Raw genomic sequence first — 23,821 nt, forward strand, 5'->3', positions numbered from 1 at the left:
GGTAAAAATGAATATAGCGAATATAGTAGAAATGCTTGAAGAAAATAGATTATCAGAAATAACAGAATTACTAGTAGATGAAGAAAAATGTGTTTTAGAATTTTTCTATGATTTTGATAGAGATGAAATCGAAGGTGCTAAAGCATATGCAAATGAAGAAAGCGATTTAGAAGAAGAAAGTGAAGAGTGGAGAACAGACTACTATATACCTTATTTATTAGATATTGCTAAAGATAATATAGAGAGCATAGTTGAAGAAATTTGTGAAGAATTAGGTATTGAGGGTAAAGCAGAAGAATTAGATATTGATGCTAATACACTTGATTATATAAAATTTAGAGTAGCTTTTTGTATAGAGGATTATGAAGGAGATATAGAAAGCTTATTAAACGATTACTTATAGAAATAGCCTTATATTGGCAAAAACAATCTCTTGAATTCAAAAAAAAATGTGATATAATAAAATCATAACATTCCTGAGATGTTCGCCAAGCTTATAATATTCAACCTACATTATATTTTCGGGATTTGCAACAGGTTTAAATATGTCGGGCTTCAAAGCTTTTAGCTTCATATTATGCAGAAGAAGGCAGAAGGTAAATTGAGCAGAACCCACCTGCGAGAGGCAGGTCTTGAATATATAGGCAAACGGCATATTTGGGAATTTAATATTAAAAAAAGCAATACCTCATATGAGGTATTTTTTTTATATATAAGGGAAAAAATAAGTTAAATATTAAATTAAAAAAAGGGCTTCAATATAAAATTGAAGCCCTAAAATAAAAGCAATTATTAAGCTACAAGTCTACGTTTTCTAACAAATCTTCTATTATGACGTTTATAATATTTATATATATGTCTTTGATATTTTGAAACATCTTTATCTAGGCTTTCAGAAAGATAGACAATAAATTTATTAGTTGGATTAATGAAAAGAAGTAATTTGTTTAAAAGTGTTTTTTTGAATTTCATTTTTCGCCTTAATTTCTTAATAGTCATACAATTATACCTCCACCCCTTAGGGAAAAATTAACGTTATAGTCATATTATAACAAGAAATGGGGAAAAGTGAAGGTTTATCGTTCTCCTTTATATTACAAATAATAGCAAATAATAGTCTAAAACAGAGGGAAACATGTAGATAATAGGTTGTTAATTGTAAATTATGAATATTAACTGTCGAAAAAAAATAAAAATTAAAAAAAATATAAATTTATAGAAATACTATTGAGTTGATTATATAAGTAAATATAGGTAAAATATAATCAATGTAAAGAAAAGTGAGGAATTTTTATGAAAGATATTAAAATAGAAGATATTAAAAATCTATCTATAGATGAAGTAACAATAAAAATAAATGAATTATATAAAAAAAGCAAAGAAGAAGGATTATCTGAAGAAGAAAAAGAGCTTCAAGGAGAATTAAGAAAAAGATATATAGACGCGGTAAAGGGAAATTTAAGAGCACAGTTAAGTGGAATAGAATATAAGAAAAAATAGAGGGGGGATCTATATGGCTGTAACTGTAAAGAAGCTAATAAATGATTTTGAGTTAGAAGTAATTGTTGAAGGGGGCAAAGATGAAGTTATAAATGTAAGTGATATAAACAGACCAGGACTTCAATTATCAGGATTCTACAATTACTTTACTCCAGAACGAATACAAGTTATTGGAAAAGCTGAATGGAGCTTTTTAGATGATATGCAAGTAGAGATTAGAAAAAAACGTTTAAAAAAATATTTTAGTTTTGATGTAAAATGCATAATAATAACTAGAGATCTAGAACCACATGAAGAATTTTTAAAATATGCAAGAGAAAAAAAAGTTTGGATTTTAAGAAGTTCTTTAGTAACAACTAAATTTATTAGTAAATTAACTGTATATATGTCTGCTAAACTTGCACCAGAAACTAGATTACATGGAGTTCTTGTAGATGTCTATGGAATAGGTATCTTAATAACAGGAGAAAGTGGAATAGGTAAAAGTGAAGTTGCTTTAGAGCTTATAAAAAGAGGACATAGATTAGTAACTGATGATGCTGTTGATATAAAAGAAATAGATGGAGAACTAACTGGATATTCACCTAAAATTACAATAGGAATGTTAGAAGTTAGAGGAATAGGAATAATTGATGTATCTTCTTTATATGGATTAAGTTCTGTTCTTCAAGAAAAAGATATAAAACTTGTTATGCACTTTGAGCATTGGAAAGATGATGGAGATTATGATAGATTAGGAACTAATTGTGAATATATGGATATATTAGGAGTTCCAGTTAGAAAACTAACTGTTCCAATCAGACCAGGTAGAAATATAGCAGTTATAGTTGAAGCAGCAGCAGTTAACTTTAGATATACATTAATGTCTAAAGAAACTCCAGTAGATATAATAGAAAGCAGAATGAATTTAATTAGTGATAATTAATGACAGATGCTTATAATATATAATACCCTTATAAGATATAAGTTTAAGGAGGAAAGAAAATGGAAATAAAGAATGCTTGGAATAAGTATGATGAAAATGGAATAAAAGAAGTATTCTCATTTTGTGAAGGATACAAAGACTTTATGTCAAAATGTAAAACAGAAAGAGAATGTGTTAAAGAATCAATAGAAATAGCAGAAAAACATGGCTTTGTTGATTTAAAAGAAGTTATTAAAAGTGGAAAGAGCTTAAAGGCTGGAGATAAAGTTTATGCAAATAATATGGACAAAGCTTTAGCTCTTTTTGTAATAGGAACTGAGCCACTTGAAAAAGGATTAAAAATATTAGGTGCTCACATAGATTCACCAAGACTAGATTTAAAACAAAATCCTTTATATGAAGATTCAGAATTAGCACTTTTAGAAACTCACTATTATGGTGGAGTTAAAAAATATCAATGGGTAACATTACCTTTAGCAATACATGGAGTTGTAGCTAAAAAAGATGGTAGCAAAATAGATGTTGTAATAGGAGAAGATGATAATGATCCTGTAGTAGGAATATCAGATCTTTTAATTCACTTATCAGCTGACCAACTTGGAAAAACTGCTGCAAAAGTTATTGAAGGTGAAGATTTAAATGTTTTAGTTGGAAGCATGCCACTAAAAGATGAAGAAAAAAATGCTGTTAAAGCTAATGTTTTAAAATTATTAAAAGAAAAATATGATTTTGAAGAAGAAGATTTCTTATCAGCAGAATTAGAAGTAGTTCCAGCAGGAAAAGCTAGAGACTATGGATTAGATAGAAGTATGGTAATGGCTTATGGTCATGATGATAGAGTATGTTCATATACATCTTTAGTAGCTCTTTTAGAAGTAGAAAATTTAGATAGAACAGCTGTATGTCTTCTTGTAGATAAAGAAGAAGTTGGAAGCATTGGTGCTACAGGAATGCATTCAAAATTCTTTGAAAATATGGTTGCAGAAGTAATGGATAGAACAGAAGGATATTCAGAATTAAAAATGAGAAGATGTCTTTCAAGTTCAAGAATGCTTTCATCAGATGTAAGTGCAGCATTTGATCCAAACTATCCAGGAGTTATGGAAAGAAAAAATAGTGCTTTCTTCGGAAAAGGATTAGTATTTAATAAATATACTGGTGCTAGAGGAAAAGGTGGATGTAATGATGCTAATGCAGAATATATGGCAGCTCTTAGAGCAATGATGGAAAAACATGATGTTACATTCCAAACAGCAGAACTTGGCAAAGTTGACCAAGGAGGCGGTGGAACTATCGCTTATATTTTAGCTGAATATGGAATGGAAGTTATAGATTGTGGTGTTGCTCTTCAAAATATGCATGCTCCATGGGAAATTGCTTCAAAAGTTGATATATATGAAACTAAAAAAGGATATGTTGCTTTCTTAAAAGAAGCATAAAATTATAAAATCCAATCAAATGCTAAATTTTTAAAGGATAGCTTTTGATTGGATTTTTTTATAAACTTGTAAAAATTCATATATTTATCTCTTTATTTTTTACACAGAATATTATGTATACTCATATATTATACTAAAAAGGAGTGATATATATGGATTGGTCACGTTTAAAAAATTATGGACTTTGGGTATCTATATTAGCACTTATTCCATTAATATTAAAACAATTTGGAATTTATATAATACCAGAAGAGTATACTCAAATTACTACTGCTATTTTAAGTATATTAGTAATGGCAGGAATTTTAAATAATCCAACCACTGAGAATAAAGGATTTTTAGATGATAATATAAAAAATAAAAAAGAAATAGAATAAAAAAGGTGCATTAGCACCTTTTAATTTATAATAAATTTAATATGTTTAATATTTTTTCTAAGTCTTTTTCTGGCAATTTCATATCTCCAATATCCCCATGTCTAGCATCATTTTTAAAATCTCCATGGCAATCTGAACCAGCAGTAATTAATAAATTATGAATTTTAGCAAATTCTAAAAAGTGTTTTTCATCTTCTGATTTATTTTGATAATAAATAGCTTCTATTCCATCTAGTTTAAAAGGTAAAAATTCTTCTATATTAGAGTTTTTTATTAAAACTGGATGAGCTAAAATAGCAATTGCATTAAATTTATGAAGAAGTTTTACTCCATCTTCAGTACTTAATTTATTAGTAGGAACATATGCAGGCATATCTTTTCCAATAAAATTATCAAATATATGGTCAAAAGAATAATCATAACCAGAATCAATTATTTCTTTTGCAATATGAGGTCTAGCTACAACATCTTTTCCTCTTTTTAAAACATTATCAAAAGATATTTTAATTTTAAAATGCTCCTCTAATTTTTTAACCATTTCTTTAGCACGTTTAATTCTTCTAGTTTTTATTTCATTTAATATTTCTATAAGTTCTGGATTTTTATAAGATTCATCTTTGAAAAATCCTAAAACATGAATACTTTCATTTTTGAAATTAGTTGAAAGTTCTATACCGGGTATTATAGTAATTGAATATTTTTTTGCTTCTTTTAAAGCTTCATCTATGCCTAAAACAGTATCATGGTCAGTTATTGCTAAATATTTAACTCCGTTCTTAGCAGCTCTTCTTACTACTTCTGTAGGAGATAAGACCCCATCAGAGGATGTAGTATGTACATGAAAATCTGATTTTAACATTTAAAGTCTCCTTTCTTTAATCAAGTGATATAATTTAGATATTAAGAATATTTTATCATAAATTATGTAAATATATTTATTTATAAAAAATATTTATAAATAATGAAATTATAGTATGGTATAATTTTTGAAAATATAAAATAAAGGAGAGTTTAAATGTTAATAATGATAGATAATTATGATTCCTTTGTATATAACTTAGTTAGGTATTTTGAAGAATTAGATGAAGAGATTAAAATTTTTAGAAGAGATGAAATAAGTATAAAAGAAATAAGAGATTTAAATCCAGATGGAATTGTTATTTCCCCAGGACCAAAAGCTCCGAAAGATTCAAAAGAAATAATAGAAATAATTAATAGTTTTAAAGAGGAAAAACCAATTTTAGGAGTTTGTTTAGGGCATCAATGCATAGGATATTCTTTTGGAGGAGATATAATAAAAGGAAAAATACCTATGCATGGAAAAATATCTAAAATAAAAAATACTGGAGAAGGAATTTTTAAAAATACAAAAAGAGAATTTAATGTAACTAGATATCATTCTTTAATAATTGATAAAGAAACATTACCATCTTGTTTAAAAATAACAGCTGAAACTGAAGATGGAGTTATTATGGGAATTCAGCATAAAGAATTTAAAATATATGGAGTTCAATATCACCCAGAAGCTGTTCTTACAGAAGAGGGGCATACTGTATTAAAAGAATTTATTGAAATATGTAAAGAAGGGAAGTAGCTTAAATGAAAATTAAGATAAAAGAGTTAGATAAATGTTTAAGCTCTATAGAAGTTTTTGAGAAATTAAAAGAAGAGGGAGCTATATTCTTAGATAGTTCAAAGAAAGATGAAAAGCTATCAAAGTATTCCTTTATAGGTTTAAATATTATAGAAAAGTTTGAAGTTAGAGGGGAAACATCTTATATAAATGATGATAAAATAGCTGAAAAAAATCCTTTTGAGGAATTAGAAAAAAGAATTAAAATACATAAAATAGATATAAAAAGTGATATACCTTTAATTGGAGGGTATATAGGTTATATTTCATATGATACTGGAAGAATTTTAGAAAAAATAATTGATAAAAGTACGCAAGATATAGATATACCTAATATGAGATTTTATCTTTATGAAAATATAGTTGTATTTGACCATTTAAATGAAAAAATGTTTATTACAGCAATTGGAGAAAATGAAAATAGAATAGATAAGAGTTTAATTGACTTAGAGGAAAAAATATTTAAAAGTATTAAGCTTGAAAATTATAAAAGCACTAAAGAAAGTATAGAGTTTAAAAGTAATTTTACTAAAGAGAGTTATATAGAAACTGTTAAAAAAATGAGGGATTATATAAGAGAAGGAGATATTTATATTGCAAATATGACTCAAAGATATATTTCTAATTGTAATAAAGATGGATTTTCTATTTATAAGAATTTAAGAAGTATAAATGGAGCTCCTTTTTCTACATATGTTAATTATGGAGATTTTGAAATTATAAGCTCTTCACCAGAAAGATTTATACAAGTTAAAGAAGGATTAGTCCATACAAGACCAATTAAGGGGACAAGACCTAGAGGAAAAAATAAAGAAGAGGATGATTTTTATAGAAATGAATTGATAAATAGTGAAAAAGATAAGTCAGAGCTTTTAATGATAGTAGATTTAGAGAGAAATGATTTAAGTAAAGTTTGTGAAAAGGGAAGTGTTAATGTAACTGAACTTTTTAAAATAGAAGAATATGAAACAGTATTTCATTTAGTTTCTACGATAGAAGGAAGATTAAAAGAAGGTGTTAGCTCTGTAAGATGTATACAGGAGTGTTTCCCAGGAGGTTCTATAACTGGAGCACCTAAAATAAGAGCAATGGAAGTTATAGAGGAGTTAGAAGGACTTAAGAGAAATCTTTATACAGGATCAATAGGTTATTTTGACTTAAGAGGAAATAGTGATTTTAATATAGTAATTAGAACAATAGTTAAAAAAGATGATATTGCTTATTTTGGAGTAGGGGGAGGAGTAACTTATGAATCTTTAGAAGAAGATGAATATTATGAAACTCTTCAAAAGGCAAAAGCTTTAATGGAGGCTTTAAGATGAGAAAAATAATATATCAAGGAGATAAGTTTATTAAAGATTCAGGAATTTTTTTTGGAAGAGGACTTTTTGAAACAATTTTAATTAAAGAAAAACCAGAATTCTTAAAATTTCATATAAATAGGCTTAAAGAAGGATTAAATAAAATAAAGCTTTCACCTTTAGAAGAAAATTTAGAGGAACTTATAGAAAGTCAAAATTTAAAAAACTGTGTTCTTAAAATTGTAGTAACTGAAGAGAATATAATATTTACAACTAGAAATATTCCTTATAAAAAAGAAGATTATGAAAAAGGATTCAATTTAACTATAAGTAATGTTTTTAGAAATTCTACTTCTATAATACATAAGATAAAATCTTTAAATTATCTTGAAAATGTATTAGAAAGAGAAAAAGCTTTAGAAAAAGGATTTAATGACTGTTTATTTATAAATGAAAAAGGAAATGTTTGTGAGACATCAACAGGAAATATTTTTTTTGTTAAAGATGAAAAAATATATACTCCAGATTTAAAAGAGGGGTTATTAAATGGGACAATAAGAGATTTTATTTTAAAAGAATTTGACGTAAAATTAAAAAATATTAAGGTAGAAGATTTAAAAAATTATGATGAAATTTTCATGACAAATAGTATAATAGGAATAATGAAAATAAAAAAGATAGATGATTATACTTTTAGTCATGAAAAGATAACAAGCTTAGTTTTAAAAAAATATATTGAGAGAATAAGGAGAGTGTAGTCAAAAGATGAATAAAGAACAAATAATAGAAGGTGTAAAATTAATTTTACAAGGGATAGGAGAAGATCCTGAAAGAGAAGGACTTATAGAAACTCCTGAAAGAGTATATAGAATGTATGAAGAAATTTTTTCAGGAATAAATAGAGATTCAAAAGAATATTTTGAAAAGACATTTAAAGTTGAAAATGATGATTTAGTAATAGAGAAAGATATAACTTTTTATTCTATGTGTGAGCATCATATAGTTCCTTTCTTTGGAAAGGCTCATATAGCATATATTCCAAATGGAAGAGTTGCAGGACTTTCTAAACTTGCTAGATGTGTTGAAATCCATTCAAAAAAACCACAAATTCAAGAAAAGTTAACTTCTGAAATTGCTGATGATATAATGAAACATTTAAAGGCAAAAGGAGTTATTGTAATGATTGAAGGTGAGCATATGTGTATGACTATGCGAGGAGTTAAAAAGCCAGGAACAAAAACTATAACTACAACATATAGAGGAATATTAAAGGAAGATAAGGGCCTTAGAAAAGAAGCGTTAGAGCTTATGAAGTAGGGAAAATATGGACAAGATAAATGAAATTTTTAATAGCAATAAATATAAAAATCTATTAAAGGAATTAGAAGAGATAGAAAAAGACAGAAAATTTTGCAAACATAATTTAGAGCATTTTTTAAGTATGTCTAGGATTGCATATATAAAGGTATTAGAAAATAATTTAAATGTGTCTAAAGATGTTATTTATGCAATAGGTCTTTTACATGATATAGGAAGAGTACTGGAATATAAACAAGGAATCCCACATCATAAAGGAAGTTTAATTTTAAGTGAAGAGATTTTAAAAGAAACTAGCTATACGGAAGAAGAAAAAAGTTTAATTTATAAGTGTATAGAAGCTCATAGAAGTGAGGAAGATCAAGATGAGCTTATAGAAATAATATATAAAAGTGATAAACTTTCTAGAGAGTGCTTTAGTTGTAAAGCTGAAAAAGAATGTTATTGGAATAAAGAAAAAAAGAATATGATTATAAAATATTAAAATCAAAGGAGAGATGTATAATGAAAATTGGAAATAAGGAATTTGATTTAAAAGAAAGAACATATGTAATGGGAATTTTAAATATAACTCCAGATTCATTTTCAGATGGTGGTAAATTTAATGAGTTAGGAAAAGCATTAAAAAGAGTCCAAGAAATGATAGAAGAAGGTGCTGATATTATTGATATTGGAGGAGAATCTACAAGACCGGGATTTGAAGTTGTAGAAGCAGAAGAAGAGATAAATAGAGTTGTTCCTGTTATAAAAGCAATAAAAGAAAAATTTGATATTCCAATATCTATAGATACTTATAAAAGTGAAACTGCAAAAGCTGCAATAGAAGCAGGAGCAGATATTATAAATGATATTTGGGGATTTAAAAAAGATAAAGATATGGCAAAGCTTTGTGCAGAAAAAAATGTACCATGTATATTAATGCATAATAGAGATAATGCTGAGTATACAGATATAATGAAAGATATAAAAGAAGATTTAATTGAGAGCATAAATATTGCTATTGATGCAGGAGTAAAAAGAGAAAATATAATATTAGACCCAGGAATAGGTTTTGCAAAAAGTTTAGAAGAAAACTTAAAGGTTATGAATAATATAGAAAAGATAAAGGAATTAGGTTTTCCAATACTTTTAGGAACTTCTAGAAAATCAATGATCGGTTTAACTTTAAACTTACCAAAAGATGAAAGATTAGAAGGAACATTAGCAACAACAGTTTTAGGAATAACAAAAGGTTGCGAATTTATTAGAGTTCATGATATAAAAGAGAATAAAAGAGTTTGTGTTATGACAGATTCAATTTTAAAAAGTAAGTAGGGATGATATGGATAAAATATATTTAAAAGACGTTGAGATATTTGGTAATCATGGAGTTTTTAAGGAAGAAAAAGTATTAGGACAAAAGTTTATATTTGATATAGAATTAAGTTTAGATTTATCAAAAGCAGGAAAAGAAAATGATTTAACAGCTTCAGTTCATTATGGGGAGCTTTGTCATGAAATAGAAAAGATTTGTGTTGAAGAATGTTTTGATTTAATAGAAACATTAGGTGAAAAAGTAAGTGAACATATACTTTATAAATATAGAATGGTTAAGGAAGTAAAGGTTAAAGTTAAAAAACCTTGGGCACCTATAGGAAGACATTTAAAATATGCTGCAATAGAAGTAAATAGAAAATGGAGTGAAAGCTATCTTTCAATAGGAAGCAATATAGGTGATAAAGAAGCAAACCTAAATAAAGCAGTAAAAATGATAGATGAATTAGATGGAGTTTTTGTAGAAAAAGTTTCAACATTTATAAAAACAGAGCCATGGGGATTTTTAGATCAAGAAGAATTTTTAAATGGAGCTTTAAAAATAAAAACTATTCTTTCACCAAAAGAGCTTATGGAGAAATTATTAGAAATTGAACTTAAGATGAAGAGAAAAAGAGAAATGAGATGGGGACCAAGAATAATAGATATAGATATTATATTCTTTGATGATTTAATATCTGATGATGAATATTGCATTTTACCTCATCCAAGAATGGAAGAAAGAAGCTTTGTTTTAGAACCTTTAAATGAAATAGCTCCAAATAAATTACATCCAATACTTAAAAAAAGAGTATTTAAACTTTTAGAAGAAGTAAATAAATAAAAAAAGAGCCTTACAAAGGCTCTTTTTTATTTGTTATGAATTTACAAAAACTATAAAGGTTATAGTTCTTATCAATTTTAGACATATCTATAAAATCACTTTTAATATATCCATCATAAGGAGATATATAAATTGAATTTTCATCAATAATAGTTACATAATAAGTTTCAGACTTAAATTTAATAATTATTTCAAATAATTTTTCATCAGCTTTTTTTTCTATAGGATCTATAAAGTTATCTGAAGTTAAAGAATTAAAAAATCCAGTGATTATATTTTTATATTCATCTTCAACTTTAAAAGTTTTATAGAAATTATTATCAAAAACTTCTAATTCAAAAGGCTCATTTGAAGAAAACTTTTTTATGATTTCATTATAATAATAATTTTTACTAGTATTATCTTTTAAGTTTATGTATCTAGTAAAATCATCACTACACCCTTGAAGAGAAATAATTATTATGAAAAATAAAGAGCAAAATAACTTTTTCAAAAAGACACCCCCTTTTATACATTAATTAATATTCTTTTTTTTCTTAGAATAGAACCTTTTTACAAACTTTTGAATATAGTATATTAATCAAAATCCTGGAGGGATTACTTTGAAGATAGGATTAGATAGCAACAATAGAGAATTCGCTAAATCTATAGTTAAAAAAATACGAGAAGAAAAATTTTTTTTAATTGATATGTCAATAGATAAACATAAAAATGAAGGTTATGAAATATATAAAAAAACAATGTTAGCAAATGCAACTAGGCTAGACTTATATATAGGAATTTATTTTAAAAGCAATACAGAGAAAAAAGAAGAGTTATCTATTTTTTATGATGATACTTTTTTAGGAGAATATTTTTCAAATTATATTTATGATAACTTAGGTTTAGAATATGGAAAAGAAATATTAAGTTTAAAAAAAGGAGAGAGCTTTTATTTATTAAAAAATATAAAAACTCCAAGTTTAATAATTAAAGGAAATTTAATAGATAAAGTTAGATTTCAAGAAAGTTTAAAAAGAGTTATAAAGAATATCTTTGAAATGGAGAAGTGTAATTAATATGGAAAATTTTAAATAAGGCTGTCTTAAAAATAAGAAAAAGACAGCCTAAATTTATTTAAAGGAGTGGTAATATGCATATAATCGCAACAATAGGGCCAAGCTGTATAAGTAAAAATGTAATAAAAGAATTAATAAATAATGGAGTTGATATTTTTAGATTTAATTTTTCACATGGAAATCTAAAAGATTTTACTAATATAAAAAAAATAATTAAAGAATTAAATGAAAAAATACATATAATGGGGGATTTGTCAGGTGGAAAAGTGAGAATATCTGATAGACTGCCTTATATATATAAAATATACAATGGAGAAGAAATATTAATTTGTGGAGAAGATAAATATAAAGTACCTAATTATAATAAAAGAAAACTTATACCACTAAACTTAAATTCAGAATTAATAAATAAAAAAAATATAAAAAACATATCAATGAAAGATAATACTATGCATTTCAAGATAATAGAATATACAGAAAAAGGAATTAAAGCTATTGTTAAGCGAGGAGGAATAGTAAGAGGCGGAAAAGGTTGTAATATAAAAAGTTTAGAGAGAGAGAAAGGAATTATAACAGAGCGAGATAAAGTATATTTAGATTGGTGTATAGAAGAAAAAATAGAAATAATATGCCAATCATTTGTTGAGGAAGTAGAAGACATAAAAGTAGTAAAAGAATATATAAAAAATAAATCAGATAAATATAATCCTAAAATTTGGGGGAAAATAGAAACTCCAAGAGGAATAAAAAATACAAAAGAAATAGAAAAAGAAGTAGATGGAATAGTAATAGGAAGGGGTGACTTAATTCCTGAAACCAATCTTTTAAGTGCTCCTATATATCAAAATAAACTTTTAAAAAAAATAAATGAAGATAGAAAAGTAGAGGATATAATAATAGGAACTCATATTTTAAATAGTATGAAACAAGGAAGAAGACCAGAATTTTCAGAAGTTGATTCTATTTATAATTTAATAAATAAAAATGTAAATGGATTTCTATTATCAGGTGAAACATCTATAGGAAAAGCACCAGTGGAAACAGTTAAATTTCTTAAAGGATTGATTCGTATGTATAGTGGGATAATTAAATAAATGCAAAATAGAATAGGAAAGTTTAGAGTTTTAGTTAAAATAATGTGGATTTTTGTAGGTATTTTACTTATATATTTATTAATTCATGTATATAGAGAACTATTTTAAGATAAAGATAAACATCTTTTTTCTAGATGTTTATTTTTTTCAAAATATTGTTTGTAATTCCAAAATATATTATAATATTTATTAACAATATTAACTAAAAGTTAATAATGTTTGGAGGTATAATAATGAAAAAGGGTAAGTCGAGTATAAAGAATAATATGATAAGAAGCTTAGTTCCAATGATTATTGTAACTATAGTAGTTTCAGTTGGAATAATTTATTTTATTTCTAGAAATTCATTAATTACTAATAGTAGAAATTATTTAAATAAAATTAGTATGTTAACTGCAATAAGAATAGAAACAACTGTAAATCAAATGAAAAATGATACTAAGTTAGTGGGTAGTGAAGAAATTTTTACAAATGACTCAAATATGAAAGAAAAGTTAGATTACCTAAAAAAAGAAAATAAAAAGTTAGGATATTTGGATTTAGCTTTTGTATGGGCTGATGGAACTATAATTTCAGCTAAAGGAAAATCAGGAAATATAAAAAATGAAAAGTATTTTAAAGATTTAATGAAAGGTGATAATTTCTTAATTACTACGGAAAATAATGTTGAAAAAGAAGAATTACCTATTGTTGTAGGAACACCAATTGTAAGAAATGGGAAAATTAGAGGTGGGATAATAGCAGAAAAAAATGCTTATGATTTTGAATACATATTAAAAGATATGGGTATAAGTGAAATTGGAGATATATATATATTTGATGAAAATGGACTAGCTGTAGGATCAGAAAATAGTTCAAATGTAAAAGAAAAACATAATATTTTTACTGAAATGGAAGAAACACAAGGTGAGAATATAAGATTATCAGTACTGAATGATTTAGAAGCAGGAAAATCAGGTAATATAAAATATGGTGGAAAAGGATTTGAAAAAAATTATTTAGTATATGCACCTATTAAATCTACAGACTTATTTATAGGAATCAAAATTAGTAACTCAGCATTAATAAAAGATTTAACAAGTGTTATATTAGGAACTATTATATGTTTAATAGTAGCTTTAATAATTATTATAAAAATAATAACTAAGACAGGAAATAAATTAACAAAGCCAATATTAGATTTTAAAGAAGAAGTGCGTAGATTTGCAGAAGGAGATTTTAAAGAAAATATAGTTGTAGATGAAAAAGAATTAATAGAAATATCTGAAATGTATGATAGTGTAATAGAAACTCAACATTCTGTAGGAGATATAATAAATAATGTTAAATTTAACGCAGAAGCTATAGATATGAATGCAATGGGACTTTCAGAAATTGCACATGAACTTTCAAAATTAACAGAAGGAATAGTTTTAGCTATTGCAGATGTAACTGAGGGAACAACAAGTCAAGCAACAGATTTATCAGAGATATCTATGTCTATGCTATCTTTTGGTGAAAATATTGAAAAAGTAAGTAAAGATATATCTGAAATTTCAAATATGTCAGAAAGAATAAATAATAAATCTAAAAATAGTAATAAAGAGTTAGCTATATTAACTAAAAATATAGAAAATTTTAAAGAGGAGTTTGATGGATTTAATAATGCTATAAATATTACTTCAAATAAAATAAGAAATATAAATGAAATGACAGATTTAATAAATAATATATCTGAACAAACTAATCTATTAGCATTAAATGCAGCAATTGAAGCAGCAAGAGCAGGAGAAGCTGGTAGAGGATTTGCAGTAGTTGCTGAAGAAATAAGAAAACTTGCAGAGATGAGTAAAGAATCTACAGCAGATATTTGTAATACAGTAAAAGTAATATTAAAAAACACTGATTCATTAGTTGAGAGAACTGCTGTTATGGATGATGAGCTTTCAAGACAAACAAAAACAATAGAAAGTTCTATTAAGGTATTTGAAGATATTTCATTATCTCTTAATGAAGTAGTACCTAAAATAGAAGCTATGACAGAGGCATTTAGAAAAATAATAAAAGAGAAAAGCGAAATATTAGAAAGAGTAGATAATGTGTCAGCTATTTCTCAGGAAATATCTGCAACTTCAGAAGAAGTTACAGCATCATCTCAAGAATTAAATTCTGCAAGTCAAGAAGTAGCTGGATCTGCAGAAAGTTTAAATGCACTTACAACAGATATGAAAACAGGACTTGAAATATTTAAAATAAAAGACATGGAAGAAATAATGGAATTTAAAGAAAGTAAAGCTGAACAACAAGAATAAATTATAAAGATGCATCATTAAAAGGTGCATCTTTTTTAGATTAAATAAAGATAATATTACGAAATGCCTAATAAAATTAAAAATATAATATTAAATAAAATTATTAATAATAAACTTAAGTTAATTTGGATTAGATATTACTTTAAAGCTATAACCTTTATCTTTAAAATATTGTATTATTTTTGGTAATGCTTCTAATGTTACAGTTTTTTCAGGCAAATCATGAATCAATACAACTACTTTTGATTTATTAACAGATTCCTTAATTACATTATCTAATATTTTATTAGCAGATATATTTTTAGTTATAGCATCTTCTGAATCTGCATTCCAATCAACTGATATAATTCCGTATTTTGATAAGTCCTCATTTAGAATATTCAAGTTTTTGTCGTTATAATAAACCCTTGACATATAGCCACCTGGCATTCTTAATACTTTAGTACAGAAATTGTTACCTAAAATATTATTCATTACATCATTAGCTTTTTTTATCTCATTTATAAAAACTTCTGTATCAACATTATTTTTAGGATATATCTTTTTTAGATCATGAGAATATGTATGATTTCCTATTGCATTTCCACTATTATATATTTCTTTTAAAAAGTTTTGATTTTCCTTTGAATCTTTTAAATTACTACCTAAAATAAAAAAGGTAGCATGTACTCCATTATTTTTAAGAATTTCTAATATTTTAGGAGTGTTTTTGCTTGGACCATCATCAATAGTTAAGAATATTTCTTTTTCAGGATTATTTTTACTTCCTGAAGTTAACATTTTAGCTACTTGATTAGCAGGTACAGCATAACTTATAGCATTTGGAATGATATTTGATTTATTGACATATATAATATCTTCTCTATTTTGATTAGTTTCATTTGAGTTAGATGTATCCTGATTTTTGTTTAAATTTTTTAAATTAGTAGAACTAGTATCAACATTATAAGTTTCTAAAGGTTTGTCTTTATTTATATTATATTTAAAATTTAGTAAGACGAGTATTGATATAAATAAGAATAAAATAGCTAATACAGTAATTATTAAATTTTTTCTTTTTAAATCCTTCATTTTATCCTCCGTTAATAATAAATAATTTTATTTATATTATTTGTTGTTAAAAAATTTACATACAAATATTTTTAAATAAAACTAATGGATTTTAAAAATCAGATATTTAATTATTTATGGACAATAAAAGAGCTATTGCAATATTAAAATTAATTTTGCAATAGCTCTTTTATATTAAATATAATTTTAGTTATTTGTAATCCAATATATTATTCCTAATATAGGAAATATGTAAGACCAATATTTTATATCTATGAAAAAGAATGTGTGAGATTTTTTTAATACTACTTCTTTTCCAGTTGATTTTTCTATATATGTTTTCGATTCTTTATTAAGAATACGTCCTAAGAAAAAGCATATTAATCCTGCAATGGCAAGTGCCACAAATTTAGGCCATCCATGTGATTGATAGTATAATTCATCTTTAAGAGATAAATTAACTAAAACTTCAGTTAAAGCAAGACTTAAAATAGCAGCTACAGGTGCTAATATGCCATATCTGCTCCAAATAATCATAAGATTTTTCCCCCTAATTGTAAAAATGTAATATATATTATATATATATACAAAATTTATATTAAATTAAGCTATTAGTTAATGTCAATAGTTAGGGTAAATTGATAAATTTATATAAAAAGGAGTAAATTTAATAGTTTAAAATAAAAAACTCTATCAATATATATTGATAGAGTAAAAACTTTTATAAAATTATGGTGCCACCAGTGGGATTCGGTTCCTAGCATTTTAATAAAATTGTATATTGCGTTAAACCCAGTAAATAAGCCATTTTAATTTTTTTTATTGTAATAAAATTGCATAAAATATTATAGTTTTTTATGTGGGTTGCACTACCGTTACACTACTTTTAAAGTTTGAAGAGGATTGAAAATAGGGCATTATAACTGGATAATTATATTTTTAATTTTAATAATTATAAAATATAGAGTATTTTGAACAAGGGGATTTTTAGATAATAAAAATATTTGAAAAATAGTTTAAATCATATTTAACTACTAAAATATTATTATGAATTTAAAAAAAATAATGTTGCATATAAAACGTTATTATATAGATATAAAAATGTGAAATTAAATTACTTTTAAAATAATGAAATAAATATTATTATTTAATTATCACTTTATATCAAAAGTGGTGTGAATATTTTTGCTTAACTTGGTATATTTAAAAGGAGTTACTTTTTATAAGGTAGCTCCTTTTAACTTTGAATAAATAGTCATAAAAAGCAATATTACATAATAAAATGCAAAAATATTATATTGACTTTAATCACTCACTTTTTATATACATAATAAATCATTCAATTTATCAACTGCTTTTGTTTTCTCTTCTGGCATAACATGAGTATAAATATCTAATGTTGTATTACTATCTTTATGTCCCATTAGCTTTTGTACTGTCTTTATAGGTACATTTTGTTCGAATAGTCTAGTAGCATAAGTATGTCTTAGAGAATGAAATTTAATAGGAGTTATATTAATAGATTTTAATACACTTTGAAAATTCCTATTTGGTCTTTTATTTTCTAATGGGTTGCCGTAATTATCTGCAAAAATATAATCCATATCGTGGTAAATATCTCTATTCTTAATTTTTATAACATTTTGCTGTAATTTATGTTCTGTAAGAGCTTTAATTAAATTTGAGGGAAGAGGTACTGTTCTAATTGAATTTTTAGTTTTAGGAGATTGCTCTATAAGTTTATATGTTCTAGAGCCGTCTGGATTGATAAAAGGAACTCTTTTTATAGTTTTATTAACAGTAACAGTATTATTATTAAAATCAATATCATTCCATTTTAAAGCTAAAAGCTCACCTTCTCTTAAACCTGTACCAAGAGCCATTAGAAATAAACATTTAAATTTATGCCCCTGTATTGCTTCAATAAATTTCTTTTGGTCTGATAGAGATAAAACAGAATAATCACTATTATATTCAACTTTAGGAAGTTTAACTAAACTAGCACATGATTTTTTGATTATATCTTGTCTTACAGCTTCATGTAATATAGTTGTTATATATTTGTTTATTGTTGCTAATATAGAAGGTGTCTTATTTTCATCTGTAAGCAATTTATTATAGTATTGTTGTAAATCTATTGCTCTAAGTTTAATAAGCTTTATAGAGCCTATAGGGCTGTTTAAAATATAATTTTTATATATACTATAATATCTTTCAAAAGTAGAGGGCTTTAAATCGTTTTTCCTAAATTCAAAAAGATAAGTATGATACCATTCAGCTAATGTTATATTTTCATTAGTAGACAATTCACCTTTAAGCATTTTATTTTTATAATCATTCATTTTTTCAGAGACTTCCTGTCTTTTTTTAGAACTAAAAGTTTTTCTAATTAATTTTCCCTCTTCATTTCTTCCAATAGTTAAAATCCCTTTATAATAAGTAATACCATTCTTAGTAAACTTAGATATAGATCCCTCTCCATTTGCGTTTTTTCTAGCCATTAACATCACCTCAATTTAAATATAATTATTTTAATTTGTATAAGTTAATTACAGAACAATGTAGTGTTAAAAGATATATAACACTACATTAAATAAAAAAACATATAATAAAAATTAAAAAAATATTAGAAATATAATATAAGTAATTCCACCAATAAGAATTAGTAATATTGTAATTAATAGTATTAGTAAAGTTAAAGCGAAGCCACAAGCTCCTATATCATTTCTAGAACGCCACATCATAATATACGCCCCCTATTAATTAATATATAAATAACGATTCCTATTGTATATGAATCGTATATAAACTATATTTTATTTTGAGTAATTATTTATATAGGCTCGTCCTAATGACGAACCCTCTTTATGTAGGCTCCTCTTAATGAGGACCACTATTTATGTATTATTAAAAATTCAACCGTTAATATCGGTTCAGTTTTATAAATCGATTTAAACAGATTCTAAATTCCAGAAGTCGTTTAAAGCTACTTTAGGTACAATCAAGAATTTTATAAATTTTGTATTTATTATGTAAATAGGATAAAGGGAAATTCCCGTTTTCCTAAACTTATAAAAATCCTCTTCTAAGTTACTAAAATTATGAAATTACTACATATAATCAATACAATTATTTTTCATTCACTTATGGGTGAAATATTTTAAATAAATTCTAAACCCTTCTGAAAGATTTAGAAAATAGTCTATTTTTAGTTACTCACTTTATATATAAAATAATTACTTACAAAGTACGAATTTCGTACCTCCCAAAATATGAGGTATTTAATTTATATATAATAACTATATTCCTATATAAATTCGGAAGTCGTTTAAATCGACATCTGAAATAAAGTATAATTTTACACCTAGCTAATATTAAAAATTTCTAAGTTCCTATGGAGCACTTAGAAAGTATATTAATTATTTCAACCTAGGGAAAAATTCCTTTGTTTGTTTATGAACCTAGTGTAATTTTCCACGTCGTGTAATTTTACATCTACTAATAACTAAGTACGAATTTCGTACCTAGTTCAAATATTTAATAAGTTTTTTATATTATAAAAGCTAATATATGGAAGAGGATAAAAAGAAAATCGTGTTTTGTATTATCCTTAATTTGGAAATAAAAAAATAATTAGTTTTTAAATTTAGTAGTGACATTAAATATATATCACTACTAATTGTTATTTATTTAATAATATAATTTGACTTGTTTAAAGTACGAATCCCGTACTTTAGAATTAATCCTCTTCTTGGGTATTAAATGAGCGACAATTTTGATTATATAATTGTGTACACTTTTAATGACACCGCAATTTTACCGAGTCCTACACCTCTTCTAATAATTAACTACAAGCTCCATATTAAAAGTAATACTGTAAGCGGAAAATTCCGCTGACTCAATTATTTTTATGTCTCAAAGGGTAGTTAATATTATTTACTACCATTATAAAAGTTTTTAGTTTATTATTTTTTAAGCGAGGTAAAATGTTATCATATAAATTTATTATTATATTTAGTTATAATAATTAGACTTTTTAAATTCATAATTTATTTTCAGATAAATTTTTTTTATTAGTATATTTAAAATTAATTTTTTCTTTTTGATTTAATAAATCAAAAATTTCTTTTTTAAAAAATAGAATTGGATTATCTTTTTCATAATCTGAATTAGATATAGAGTTGTTTAATGAGTATATGTAAAATTTAATAAATTCATTTAATAAATTAGTAAATTCACATACAGTTTCTAGTGAAATTGAATTCATTCTAGTGCAACGTTCAAAATCTAATTCATGTACTATTTGATTATCTAAATTAGAATTAAATTCCAAAAAACAACTAATAATTTTACATTCAAAATTACTAATTAATTTTGAGATACGAGTTACAATATACATATAATCTAAATCGTAATTGCGAATATGGTTATCAGGATAAAAAACACAACTCATTCCATCACTTAAATTTAATGAATTTATATGATCATTAAACATATCATAAAAAGCTGTTTTAAGATTATCAGGAAGGTTTTCTATAAAAGAGTTTAGTTTGCTTTTGTTTAATATAGTTTCAAAATTATTATCAAAAGAAATTTCACTCATATTTAATTTATCTGTATTTCCTAATAAATAATCTGTAGATACATCAAAAAATTGAGCTAATCTAAGTAACATATTTAAATTTGGTTCTCTACCATTTTCCCAATATGATATTGTTTGTGGATAAACTTTATCTAATTTAAAAGCTTCATTTAATTGTTCGGAAAGTTCTTTTTGGGTTAATCCACGAGATTCTCTTAATTCCTTTATTCTTGTTTTAAAATTCAAAAAAAAACAACTCCCTTCGTTATTATATATATAATTATATCATAAATTAATAATTTGTTGAATTAAATAATAATATAATTCATAAAAGTGTTGACTAATTAAAAATATATGGTAATATTTAAGTGTAAAACATAAAATAAACGAATTTATAAAAAAACAAATCAACAAAACGATGAGGAAGTGATAAAATGCTTAAATTTAATGTGAAGAGTGAAAGGGTTAAACAAGATATTCAACAAAAAGATTTTGCTAAAGAATTAGGAATAACTCCACAATATCTTTGTTTAATTGAAAAGGGGAAAGTTGAGCCCAGAAGAGATTTAATGATAAAAATAGCAAAAGCACTAGACACAACAGTTCAAGAATTATTTTTTACAGATGAAGAGGAGTGATTTAAATGGTTGATGTAACAGAATTACAAAAACAACATATTGAAAAAATTACTAGAGAAAAGAAATTAATAACAATAAAAGAATGTAGTCAATTAACAGGAATAGGTGAGAGAAAACTTAGAGAATTAGCACATACTAAGGGATTCCCTGTAATTAGATTTGGTAAGAAGTGTATGGTAGTAGGCTCATTAATAGATGAATGGATAATTAATCATATAGGAGAAACATTTTAGGAGGTGCTTATAATGAGTTTAAAGTTGTTTGTGAAGTATATAGAGCTATGTAGGGAGCTTAATAAAGAGCCGAGTTTAAAAGGCGCAATGGCTTTTAAAATAGCATTTAAATAAACCTCTTCATAGTATGAGAAAAGAGGTGATATTAATAAATGGAGAATTTTACACAAATATCTAATAAACTAATTAAACATAAAGAGTTAGATTGTATCGAAAAAATGATTTTAATTAACTTTTTAAGTTATGGAGATAACATATATCCGTCAATAACTCGAATTTGTGAAGAATTAAGTATTAGTAGACCGACATGTGTTAAGAAAATAAAAAAATTAAAAGATAATGGATATTTGAAAGTTACTAAAAATAAATCTTTAAACGGTGATTATGGTAATAACTCCTATGAGGTAGTTAAAAATTTTAACCACCTAGTTAAAAATATTAACCAAGTAGTTAAGGAATTTAACTACGGTAGTAAAAATAATTTACCACAGGTAGTTAAGGAAATTAACTCTAATAATACTAATAAAACAATACTAAATAATAATATATATTATTCTTCATCAGAAGTAGAAAAAGAACTATTAGAAAATAATAAAGAAATAGATGAAGAGGAAATAATAAAAAATAGGATTTTAAATAATTATTCTAAAAGCTTAATAGAAAAGGAACTATTAAAACTTAAAAATAGTAAATTAAATAAATTAGAGTTAGTTAAAGAATTAGAAAATAACTTAAAGGTTATATCTAGTAATAAAATTAAAAAAAACAAGTATTCAGAAGATAGTAAAGAATACAAGTTAAGTATATTACTTAGAGATTTAATACTTGAAAGAGATAGTAATTCAAGGTGTAGAAATGCAAATATACAAAGTTGGAGTAAATATATTGATTTATTACATAGAAAAGATAATAGGAGCTATGAGGATATAGAGAATATTATCAAATGGTCTCAACAAGATAACTTTTGGAAAAGTAATATATTATCTACACAGAAATTAAGAGAGAAATTCGATACTCTTTATCAAAAGTATAATAGTGGACAAGCTAGTCATAAGAATTGTAATTCAAATAAACTACATGATGAATCTGAAAAGGATGAATATGATTGGTATTGGAAAAATAGTTTTAAGATAAATTAGAGGATATAAAAAAGGGAGTGTGTAAAATGCAATCAATTAATACAAGCAGAACTATTGAAAAAATTTGTGCTAAGTGTGGTGGAAAACAAATTTATAGAAAAATATATTTAATGAGTAAAGAAATAGAACTAATGGATAAACCTTGTGAGTGTATTCAGAAAGATAGAGCATTACAAGAAGCAGAATCAAAGACTAGAAAAGAGAGAATTGAGCGAGAAGAAAGAAAAATATATATTGACCGATTAAAAAATCACAGTATGGTAGATTCAAGATTTAAAAATAGCACATTTAATAATTCAGATAAAAAAGATTCAAATGTAATGAAAATATGTAAGAGATATAGTGATGAGTTTAAAAAAAATAAAGAGAAAAATATAGGAATGCTATTGTTTGGTAATCCTGGAGTAGGAAAAACATACGGTGTTACATGTATAGCTAATGCATTAATGGAACAATTAAATTCAGTTATTTGCGTTTCAATAAATGGACTATTAAGGCAATTTAAAGACACGTATAACTCACAAAATAATGCTAATGAAAATAGTTTACTTAATGCGATAAAAAATAGTGATTTATTTATAATAGATGATTTAGGCACAGAGCAATTAACAGAGTGGTCCAATAGTATGCTATATGAAATTATAGATACTAGATATAGAAGTGATAAACCTTTAATAATAACAACTAATTTAAGTGGTGAAGATTTTAAAAAAAGATATCATAAAAGAATAAATGACAGAATATTTGAAATGTGTACACCTGTAAATTGTCAAGGGACAAGTTTAAGAGGTATGTTATCAAGAGATAAATTTGAGCAATTTAAAAATCAGATTATAAAATAAAGAAATTTAATAGAGATTTTAAGCTTATATAAGGAATTTAAAGAGGCTTAAATAGCAAGTAATATAAAAAGACTAAGGATATAGTAAAACATCATTACAGGCGTAATATACGCTTAGAAATGACATATGCAAATAATAGAAGCACTTAGAAAATAAAAAAAGCTAATGTATATTCAGTGGTTATACATTAGCAAAAGGTAATATGTTACCAAAAATCACGCAATTTGAAGGTAACATATTATCTCTAATATATCAAGTAGATAAA

The 23,821-nt window shown here is 25.0% G+C and carries 27 protein-coding genes and 1 other RNA gene; 20 read left to right on the top strand and 8 right to left on the bottom strand.

All coding sequences use genetic code 11. The annotated features are described in order from the left end of the window. Nucleotides 1–7 precede the first annotated feature (7 nt). Together HMPREF1092_RS02635 and ssrS are read left to right on the top strand one after the other, a co-directional pair. The gene (locus HMPREF1092_RS02635) at nt 8–403 is read left to right on the top strand and encodes a hypothetical protein (RefSeq protein ID WP_002597045.1); all 396 of its coding nucleotides are present in this window, start codon (nt 8–10) and stop codon (nt 401–403) included. A 67-nt stretch (nt 404–470) separates the two neighbouring features. Continuing rightward, a non-coding RNA gene (gene ssrS, locus HMPREF1092_RS16730) (6S RNA) lies at nt 471–668 on the top strand. Nucleotides 669–792: 124 nt separating this feature from the next. Here the strand turns inward: ssrS and HMPREF1092_RS02640 are convergent. Then, complete coding sequence (locus HMPREF1092_RS02640; RefSeq protein WP_002597046.1) at nt 793–999, bottom strand: hypothetical protein; 207 nt, start codon at nt 997–999, stop codon at nt 793–795. A gap of 294 nt (nt 1,000–1,293) precedes the next feature. Between HMPREF1092_RS02640 and HMPREF1092_RS02645 the strand changes: the two genes are divergently transcribed. From HMPREF1092_RS02645 to HMPREF1092_RS02660, 4 genes are all read left to right on the top strand, one after another. After that, on the top strand, nt 1,294–1,500 hold the full coding sequence (locus tag HMPREF1092_RS02645; RefSeq protein WP_002597047.1) for a DUF896 domain-containing protein: 207 nt from the start codon (nt 1,294–1,296) through the stop codon (nt 1,498–1,500). 13 nt (nt 1,501–1,513) lie between these two features. Then, nucleotides 1,514–2,425 carry an HPr(Ser) kinase/phosphatase gene (gene hprK, locus HMPREF1092_RS02650; protein WP_002597048.1) on the top strand — a complete coding sequence of 304 codons (912 nt, stop codon included), beginning with the start codon at nt 1,514–1,516 and terminating at the stop codon, nt 2,423–2,425. A 59-nt stretch (nt 2,426–2,484) separates the two neighbouring features. Further along, nucleotides 2,485–3,864, top strand: a complete 1,380-nt coding sequence (locus HMPREF1092_RS02655; protein ID WP_002597049.1) for an aminopeptidase — start codon at nt 2,485–2,487, stop codon at nt 3,862–3,864. A 152-nt stretch (nt 3,865–4,016) separates the two neighbouring features. Continuing rightward, nucleotides 4,017–4,241: a phage holin gene (locus tag HMPREF1092_RS02660; RefSeq protein WP_002597050.1), complete on the top strand. Its 225-nt coding sequence runs from the start codon at nt 4,017–4,019 to the stop codon at nt 4,239–4,241. A gap of 25 nt (nt 4,242–4,266) precedes the next feature. Here HMPREF1092_RS02660 and HMPREF1092_RS02665 read toward each other — a convergent pair whose 3' ends face one another. Further along, nucleotides 4,267–5,100, bottom strand: coding sequence for a PHP domain-containing protein (locus tag HMPREF1092_RS02665; RefSeq protein ID WP_002597051.1), 834 nt, complete (start codon nt 5,098–5,100; stop codon nt 4,267–4,269). A 156-nt stretch (nt 5,101–5,256) separates the two neighbouring features. Here HMPREF1092_RS02665 and HMPREF1092_RS02670 point away from each other — a divergent pair, with 156 nt between their 5' ends. The 7 genes from HMPREF1092_RS02670 to folK are packed head-to-tail and all read left to right on the top strand — an operon-like array spanning nt 5,257 to nt 10,629. Further along, a complete protein-coding gene (locus HMPREF1092_RS02670; protein ID WP_002597052.1) occupies nt 5,257–5,835 on the top strand; it encodes an anthranilate synthase component II in 579 nt (192 codons plus the stop codon). A 5-nt stretch (nt 5,836–5,840) separates the two neighbouring features. Then, entirely contained in the window at nt 5,841–7,196 is a 1,356-nt protein-coding gene (gene pabB / locus HMPREF1092_RS02675; RefSeq protein WP_002597053.1) for an aminodeoxychorismate synthase component I, read from the top strand. Further along, nucleotides 7,193–7,933, top strand: coding sequence for an aminotransferase class IV (locus HMPREF1092_RS02680; RefSeq protein ID WP_002597054.1), 741 nt, complete (start codon nt 7,193–7,195; stop codon nt 7,931–7,933). The genes pabB and HMPREF1092_RS02680 overlap by 4 nt, the downstream gene beginning before the upstream one ends. Nucleotides 7,934–7,940: 7 nt before the next feature. Then, on the top strand, nt 7,941–8,492 hold the full coding sequence (folE, locus tag HMPREF1092_RS02685) for a GTP cyclohydrolase I FolE (RefSeq protein ID WP_002597055.1): 552 nt from the start codon (nt 7,941–7,943) through the stop codon (nt 8,490–8,492). Nucleotides 8,493–8,499: 7 nt separating this feature from the next. Further along, the gene (locus HMPREF1092_RS02690; RefSeq protein ID WP_002597056.1) at nt 8,500–8,976 is read left to right on the top strand and encodes an HD domain-containing protein; all 477 of its coding nucleotides are present in this window, start codon (nt 8,500–8,502) and stop codon (nt 8,974–8,976) included. Nucleotides 8,977–8,996: 20 nt separating this feature from the next. Beyond that, on the top strand, nt 8,997–9,806 hold the full coding sequence (gene folP / locus HMPREF1092_RS02695; protein ID WP_002597057.1) for a dihydropteroate synthase: 810 nt from the start codon (nt 8,997–8,999) through the stop codon (nt 9,804–9,806). Between the two features lie 7 nt (nt 9,807–9,813). Further along, nucleotides 9,814–10,629 carry a 2-amino-4-hydroxy-6-hydroxymethyldihydropteridine diphosphokinase gene (folK, locus tag HMPREF1092_RS02700; RefSeq protein WP_002597058.1) on the top strand — a complete coding sequence of 272 codons (816 nt, stop codon included), beginning with the start codon at nt 9,814–9,816 and terminating at the stop codon, nt 10,627–10,629. A gap of 10 nt (nt 10,630–10,639) precedes the next feature. Here folK and HMPREF1092_RS02705 read toward each other — a convergent pair whose 3' ends face one another. Beyond that, entirely contained in the window at nt 10,640–11,122 is a 483-nt protein-coding gene (locus tag HMPREF1092_RS02705) for a DUF4883 family protein (RefSeq protein ID WP_002597059.1), read from the bottom strand. A 109-nt stretch (nt 11,123–11,231) separates the two neighbouring features. On the opposite strand from HMPREF1092_RS02705, the gene HMPREF1092_RS02710 reads away from it, so the two are divergent. From HMPREF1092_RS02710 to HMPREF1092_RS02720, 3 genes are all read left to right on the top strand, one after another. Then, on the top strand, nt 11,232–11,687 hold the full coding sequence (locus tag HMPREF1092_RS02710; RefSeq protein WP_002597060.1) for an N-acetylmuramoyl-L-alanine amidase CwlD: 456 nt from the start codon (nt 11,232–11,234) through the stop codon (nt 11,685–11,687). Nucleotides 11,688–11,761: 74 nt separating this feature from the next. Then, on the top strand, nt 11,762–12,781 hold the full coding sequence (locus tag HMPREF1092_RS02715; RefSeq protein WP_002597061.1) for a pyruvate kinase: 1,020 nt from the start codon (nt 11,762–11,764) through the stop codon (nt 12,779–12,781). 233 nt (nt 12,782–13,014) lie between these two features. Further along, nucleotides 13,015–15,072 carry a methyl-accepting chemotaxis protein gene (locus HMPREF1092_RS02720; RefSeq protein ID WP_002597062.1) on the top strand — a complete coding sequence of 686 codons (2,058 nt, stop codon included), beginning with the start codon at nt 13,015–13,017 and terminating at the stop codon, nt 15,070–15,072. Between the two features lie 120 nt (nt 15,073–15,192). On the opposite strand, the gene HMPREF1092_RS02725 is transcribed toward HMPREF1092_RS02720, so the two are convergent. From HMPREF1092_RS02725 to HMPREF1092_RS16415, 5 genes are all read right to left on the bottom strand, one after another. Next, entirely contained in the window at nt 15,193–16,143 is a 951-nt protein-coding gene (locus tag HMPREF1092_RS02725) for a polysaccharide deacetylase family protein (RefSeq protein ID WP_002597063.1), read from the bottom strand. A gap of 186 nt (nt 16,144–16,329) precedes the next feature. Continuing rightward, nucleotides 16,330–16,659: a hypothetical protein gene (locus tag HMPREF1092_RS02730; RefSeq protein ID WP_002597064.1), complete on the bottom strand. Its 330-nt coding sequence runs from the start codon at nt 16,657–16,659 to the stop codon at nt 16,330–16,332. 782 nt (nt 16,660–17,441) lie between these two features. Next, nucleotides 17,442–18,623, bottom strand: a complete 1,182-nt coding sequence (locus HMPREF1092_RS02735; protein WP_002597065.1) for a tyrosine-type recombinase/integrase — start codon at nt 18,621–18,623, stop codon at nt 17,442–17,444. A 114-nt stretch (nt 18,624–18,737) separates the two neighbouring features. Beyond that, nucleotides 18,738–18,866: a hypothetical protein gene (locus HMPREF1092_RS17630; RefSeq protein ID WP_002597066.1), complete on the bottom strand. Its 129-nt coding sequence runs from the start codon at nt 18,864–18,866 to the stop codon at nt 18,738–18,740. A 1,298-nt stretch (nt 18,867–20,164) separates the two neighbouring features. Beyond that, nucleotides 20,165–20,950 (bottom strand): helix-turn-helix domain-containing protein, encoded by a 786-nt coding sequence (locus HMPREF1092_RS16415; protein WP_002597067.1) that lies wholly within the window; start codon nt 20,948–20,950, stop codon nt 20,165–20,167. 203 nt (nt 20,951–21,153) lie between these two features. Between HMPREF1092_RS16415 and HMPREF1092_RS02745 the strand changes: the two genes are divergently transcribed. The 4 genes from HMPREF1092_RS02745 (at nt 21,154) to HMPREF1092_RS02760 (ending at nt 23,556) form a co-directional block, all read left to right on the top strand. Further along, nucleotides 21,154–21,342: a helix-turn-helix transcriptional regulator gene (locus tag HMPREF1092_RS02745; RefSeq protein WP_242830401.1), complete on the top strand. Its 189-nt coding sequence runs from the start codon at nt 21,154–21,156 to the stop codon at nt 21,340–21,342. Between the two features lie 5 nt (nt 21,343–21,347). Beyond that, nucleotides 21,348–21,575, top strand: a complete 228-nt coding sequence (locus HMPREF1092_RS02750) for a helix-turn-helix transcriptional regulator (protein ID WP_002597069.1) — start codon at nt 21,348–21,350, stop codon at nt 21,573–21,575. Nucleotides 21,576–21,727: 152 nt separating this feature from the next. Continuing rightward, nucleotides 21,728–22,714, top strand: coding sequence for a helix-turn-helix domain-containing protein (locus tag HMPREF1092_RS02755; protein ID WP_002597071.1), 987 nt, complete (start codon nt 21,728–21,730; stop codon nt 22,712–22,714). A gap of 26 nt (nt 22,715–22,740) precedes the next feature. Beyond that, nucleotides 22,741–23,556: an ATP-binding protein gene (locus HMPREF1092_RS02760; protein WP_002597072.1), complete on the top strand. Its 816-nt coding sequence runs from the start codon at nt 22,741–22,743 to the stop codon at nt 23,554–23,556. The last annotated feature ends 265 nt before the right edge of the window (nt 23,557–23,821 follow it).

Origin of the sequence: Clostridium thermobutyricum (assembly GCF_000371465.1) — a bacterium.
GTDB classification, from domain to species: Bacteria; Bacillota; Clostridia; order Clostridiales; family Clostridiaceae; genus Clostridium; species Clostridium thermobutyricum.

Bases quoted from the DNA above. Each gene is read 5' to 3' on its own strand.
- HMPREF1092_RS02635 (WP_002597045.1), top strand. From the start codon at position 8: ATGAATATAGCGAATATAGTAGAAATGCTTGAAGAAAATAGATTATCA.
- HMPREF1092_RS02640 (WP_002597046.1), bottom strand. From the start codon at position 999: ATGACTATTAAGAAATTAAGGCGAAAAATGAAATTCAAAAAAACACTT.
- HMPREF1092_RS02645 (WP_002597047.1), top strand. From the start codon at position 1,294: ATGAAAGATATTAAAATAGAAGATATTAAAAATCTATCTATAGATGAA.
- hprK (WP_002597048.1), top strand. From the start codon at position 1,514: ATGGCTGTAACTGTAAAGAAGCTAATAAATGATTTTGAGTTAGAAGTA.
- HMPREF1092_RS02655 (WP_002597049.1), top strand. From the start codon at position 2,485: ATGGAAATAAAGAATGCTTGGAATAAGTATGATGAAAATGGAATAAAA.
- HMPREF1092_RS02660 (WP_002597050.1), top strand. From the start codon at position 4,017: ATGGATTGGTCACGTTTAAAAAATTATGGACTTTGGGTATCTATATTA.
- HMPREF1092_RS02665 (WP_002597051.1), bottom strand. From the start codon at position 5,100: ATGTTAAAATCAGATTTTCATGTACATACTACATCCTCTGATGGGGTC.
- HMPREF1092_RS02670 (WP_002597052.1), top strand. From the start codon at position 5,257: ATGTTAATAATGATAGATAATTATGATTCCTTTGTATATAACTTAGTT.
- pabB (WP_002597053.1), top strand. From the start codon at position 5,841: ATGAAAATTAAGATAAAAGAGTTAGATAAATGTTTAAGCTCTATAGAA.
- HMPREF1092_RS02680 (WP_002597054.1), top strand. From the start codon at position 7,193: ATGAGAAAAATAATATATCAAGGAGATAAGTTTATTAAAGATTCAGGA.
- folE (WP_002597055.1), top strand. From the start codon at position 7,941: ATGAATAAAGAACAAATAATAGAAGGTGTAAAATTAATTTTACAAGGG.
- HMPREF1092_RS02690 (WP_002597056.1), top strand. From the start codon at position 8,500: ATGGACAAGATAAATGAAATTTTTAATAGCAATAAATATAAAAATCTA.
- folP (WP_002597057.1), top strand. From the start codon at position 8,997: ATGAAAATTGGAAATAAGGAATTTGATTTAAAAGAAAGAACATATGTA.
- folK (WP_002597058.1), top strand. From the start codon at position 9,814: ATGGATAAAATATATTTAAAAGACGTTGAGATATTTGGTAATCATGGA.
- HMPREF1092_RS02715 (WP_002597061.1), top strand. From the start codon at position 11,762: ATGCATATAATCGCAACAATAGGGCCAAGCTGTATAAGTAAAAATGTA.
- HMPREF1092_RS02720 (WP_002597062.1), top strand. From the start codon at position 13,015: ATGAAAAAGGGTAAGTCGAGTATAAAGAATAATATGATAAGAAGCTTA.
- HMPREF1092_RS02725 (WP_002597063.1), bottom strand. From the start codon at position 16,143: ATGAAGGATTTAAAAAGAAAAAATTTAATAATTACTGTATTAGCTATT.
- HMPREF1092_RS02730 (WP_002597064.1), bottom strand. From the start codon at position 16,659: ATGATTATTTGGAGCAGATATGGCATATTAGCACCTGTAGCTGCTATT.
- HMPREF1092_RS02735 (WP_002597065.1), bottom strand. From the start codon at position 18,623: ATGGCTAGAAAAAACGCAAATGGAGAGGGATCTATATCTAAGTTTACT.
- HMPREF1092_RS17630 (WP_002597066.1), bottom strand. From the start codon at position 18,866: ATGATGTGGCGTTCTAGAAATGATATAGGAGCTTGTGGCTTCGCTTTA.
- HMPREF1092_RS02750 (WP_002597069.1), top strand. From the start codon at position 21,348: ATGGTTGATGTAACAGAATTACAAAAACAACATATTGAAAAAATTACT.
- HMPREF1092_RS02755 (WP_002597071.1), top strand. From the start codon at position 21,728: ATGGAGAATTTTACACAAATATCTAATAAACTAATTAAACATAAAGAG.
- HMPREF1092_RS02760 (WP_002597072.1), top strand. From the start codon at position 22,741: ATGCAATCAATTAATACAAGCAGAACTATTGAAAAAATTTGTGCTAAG.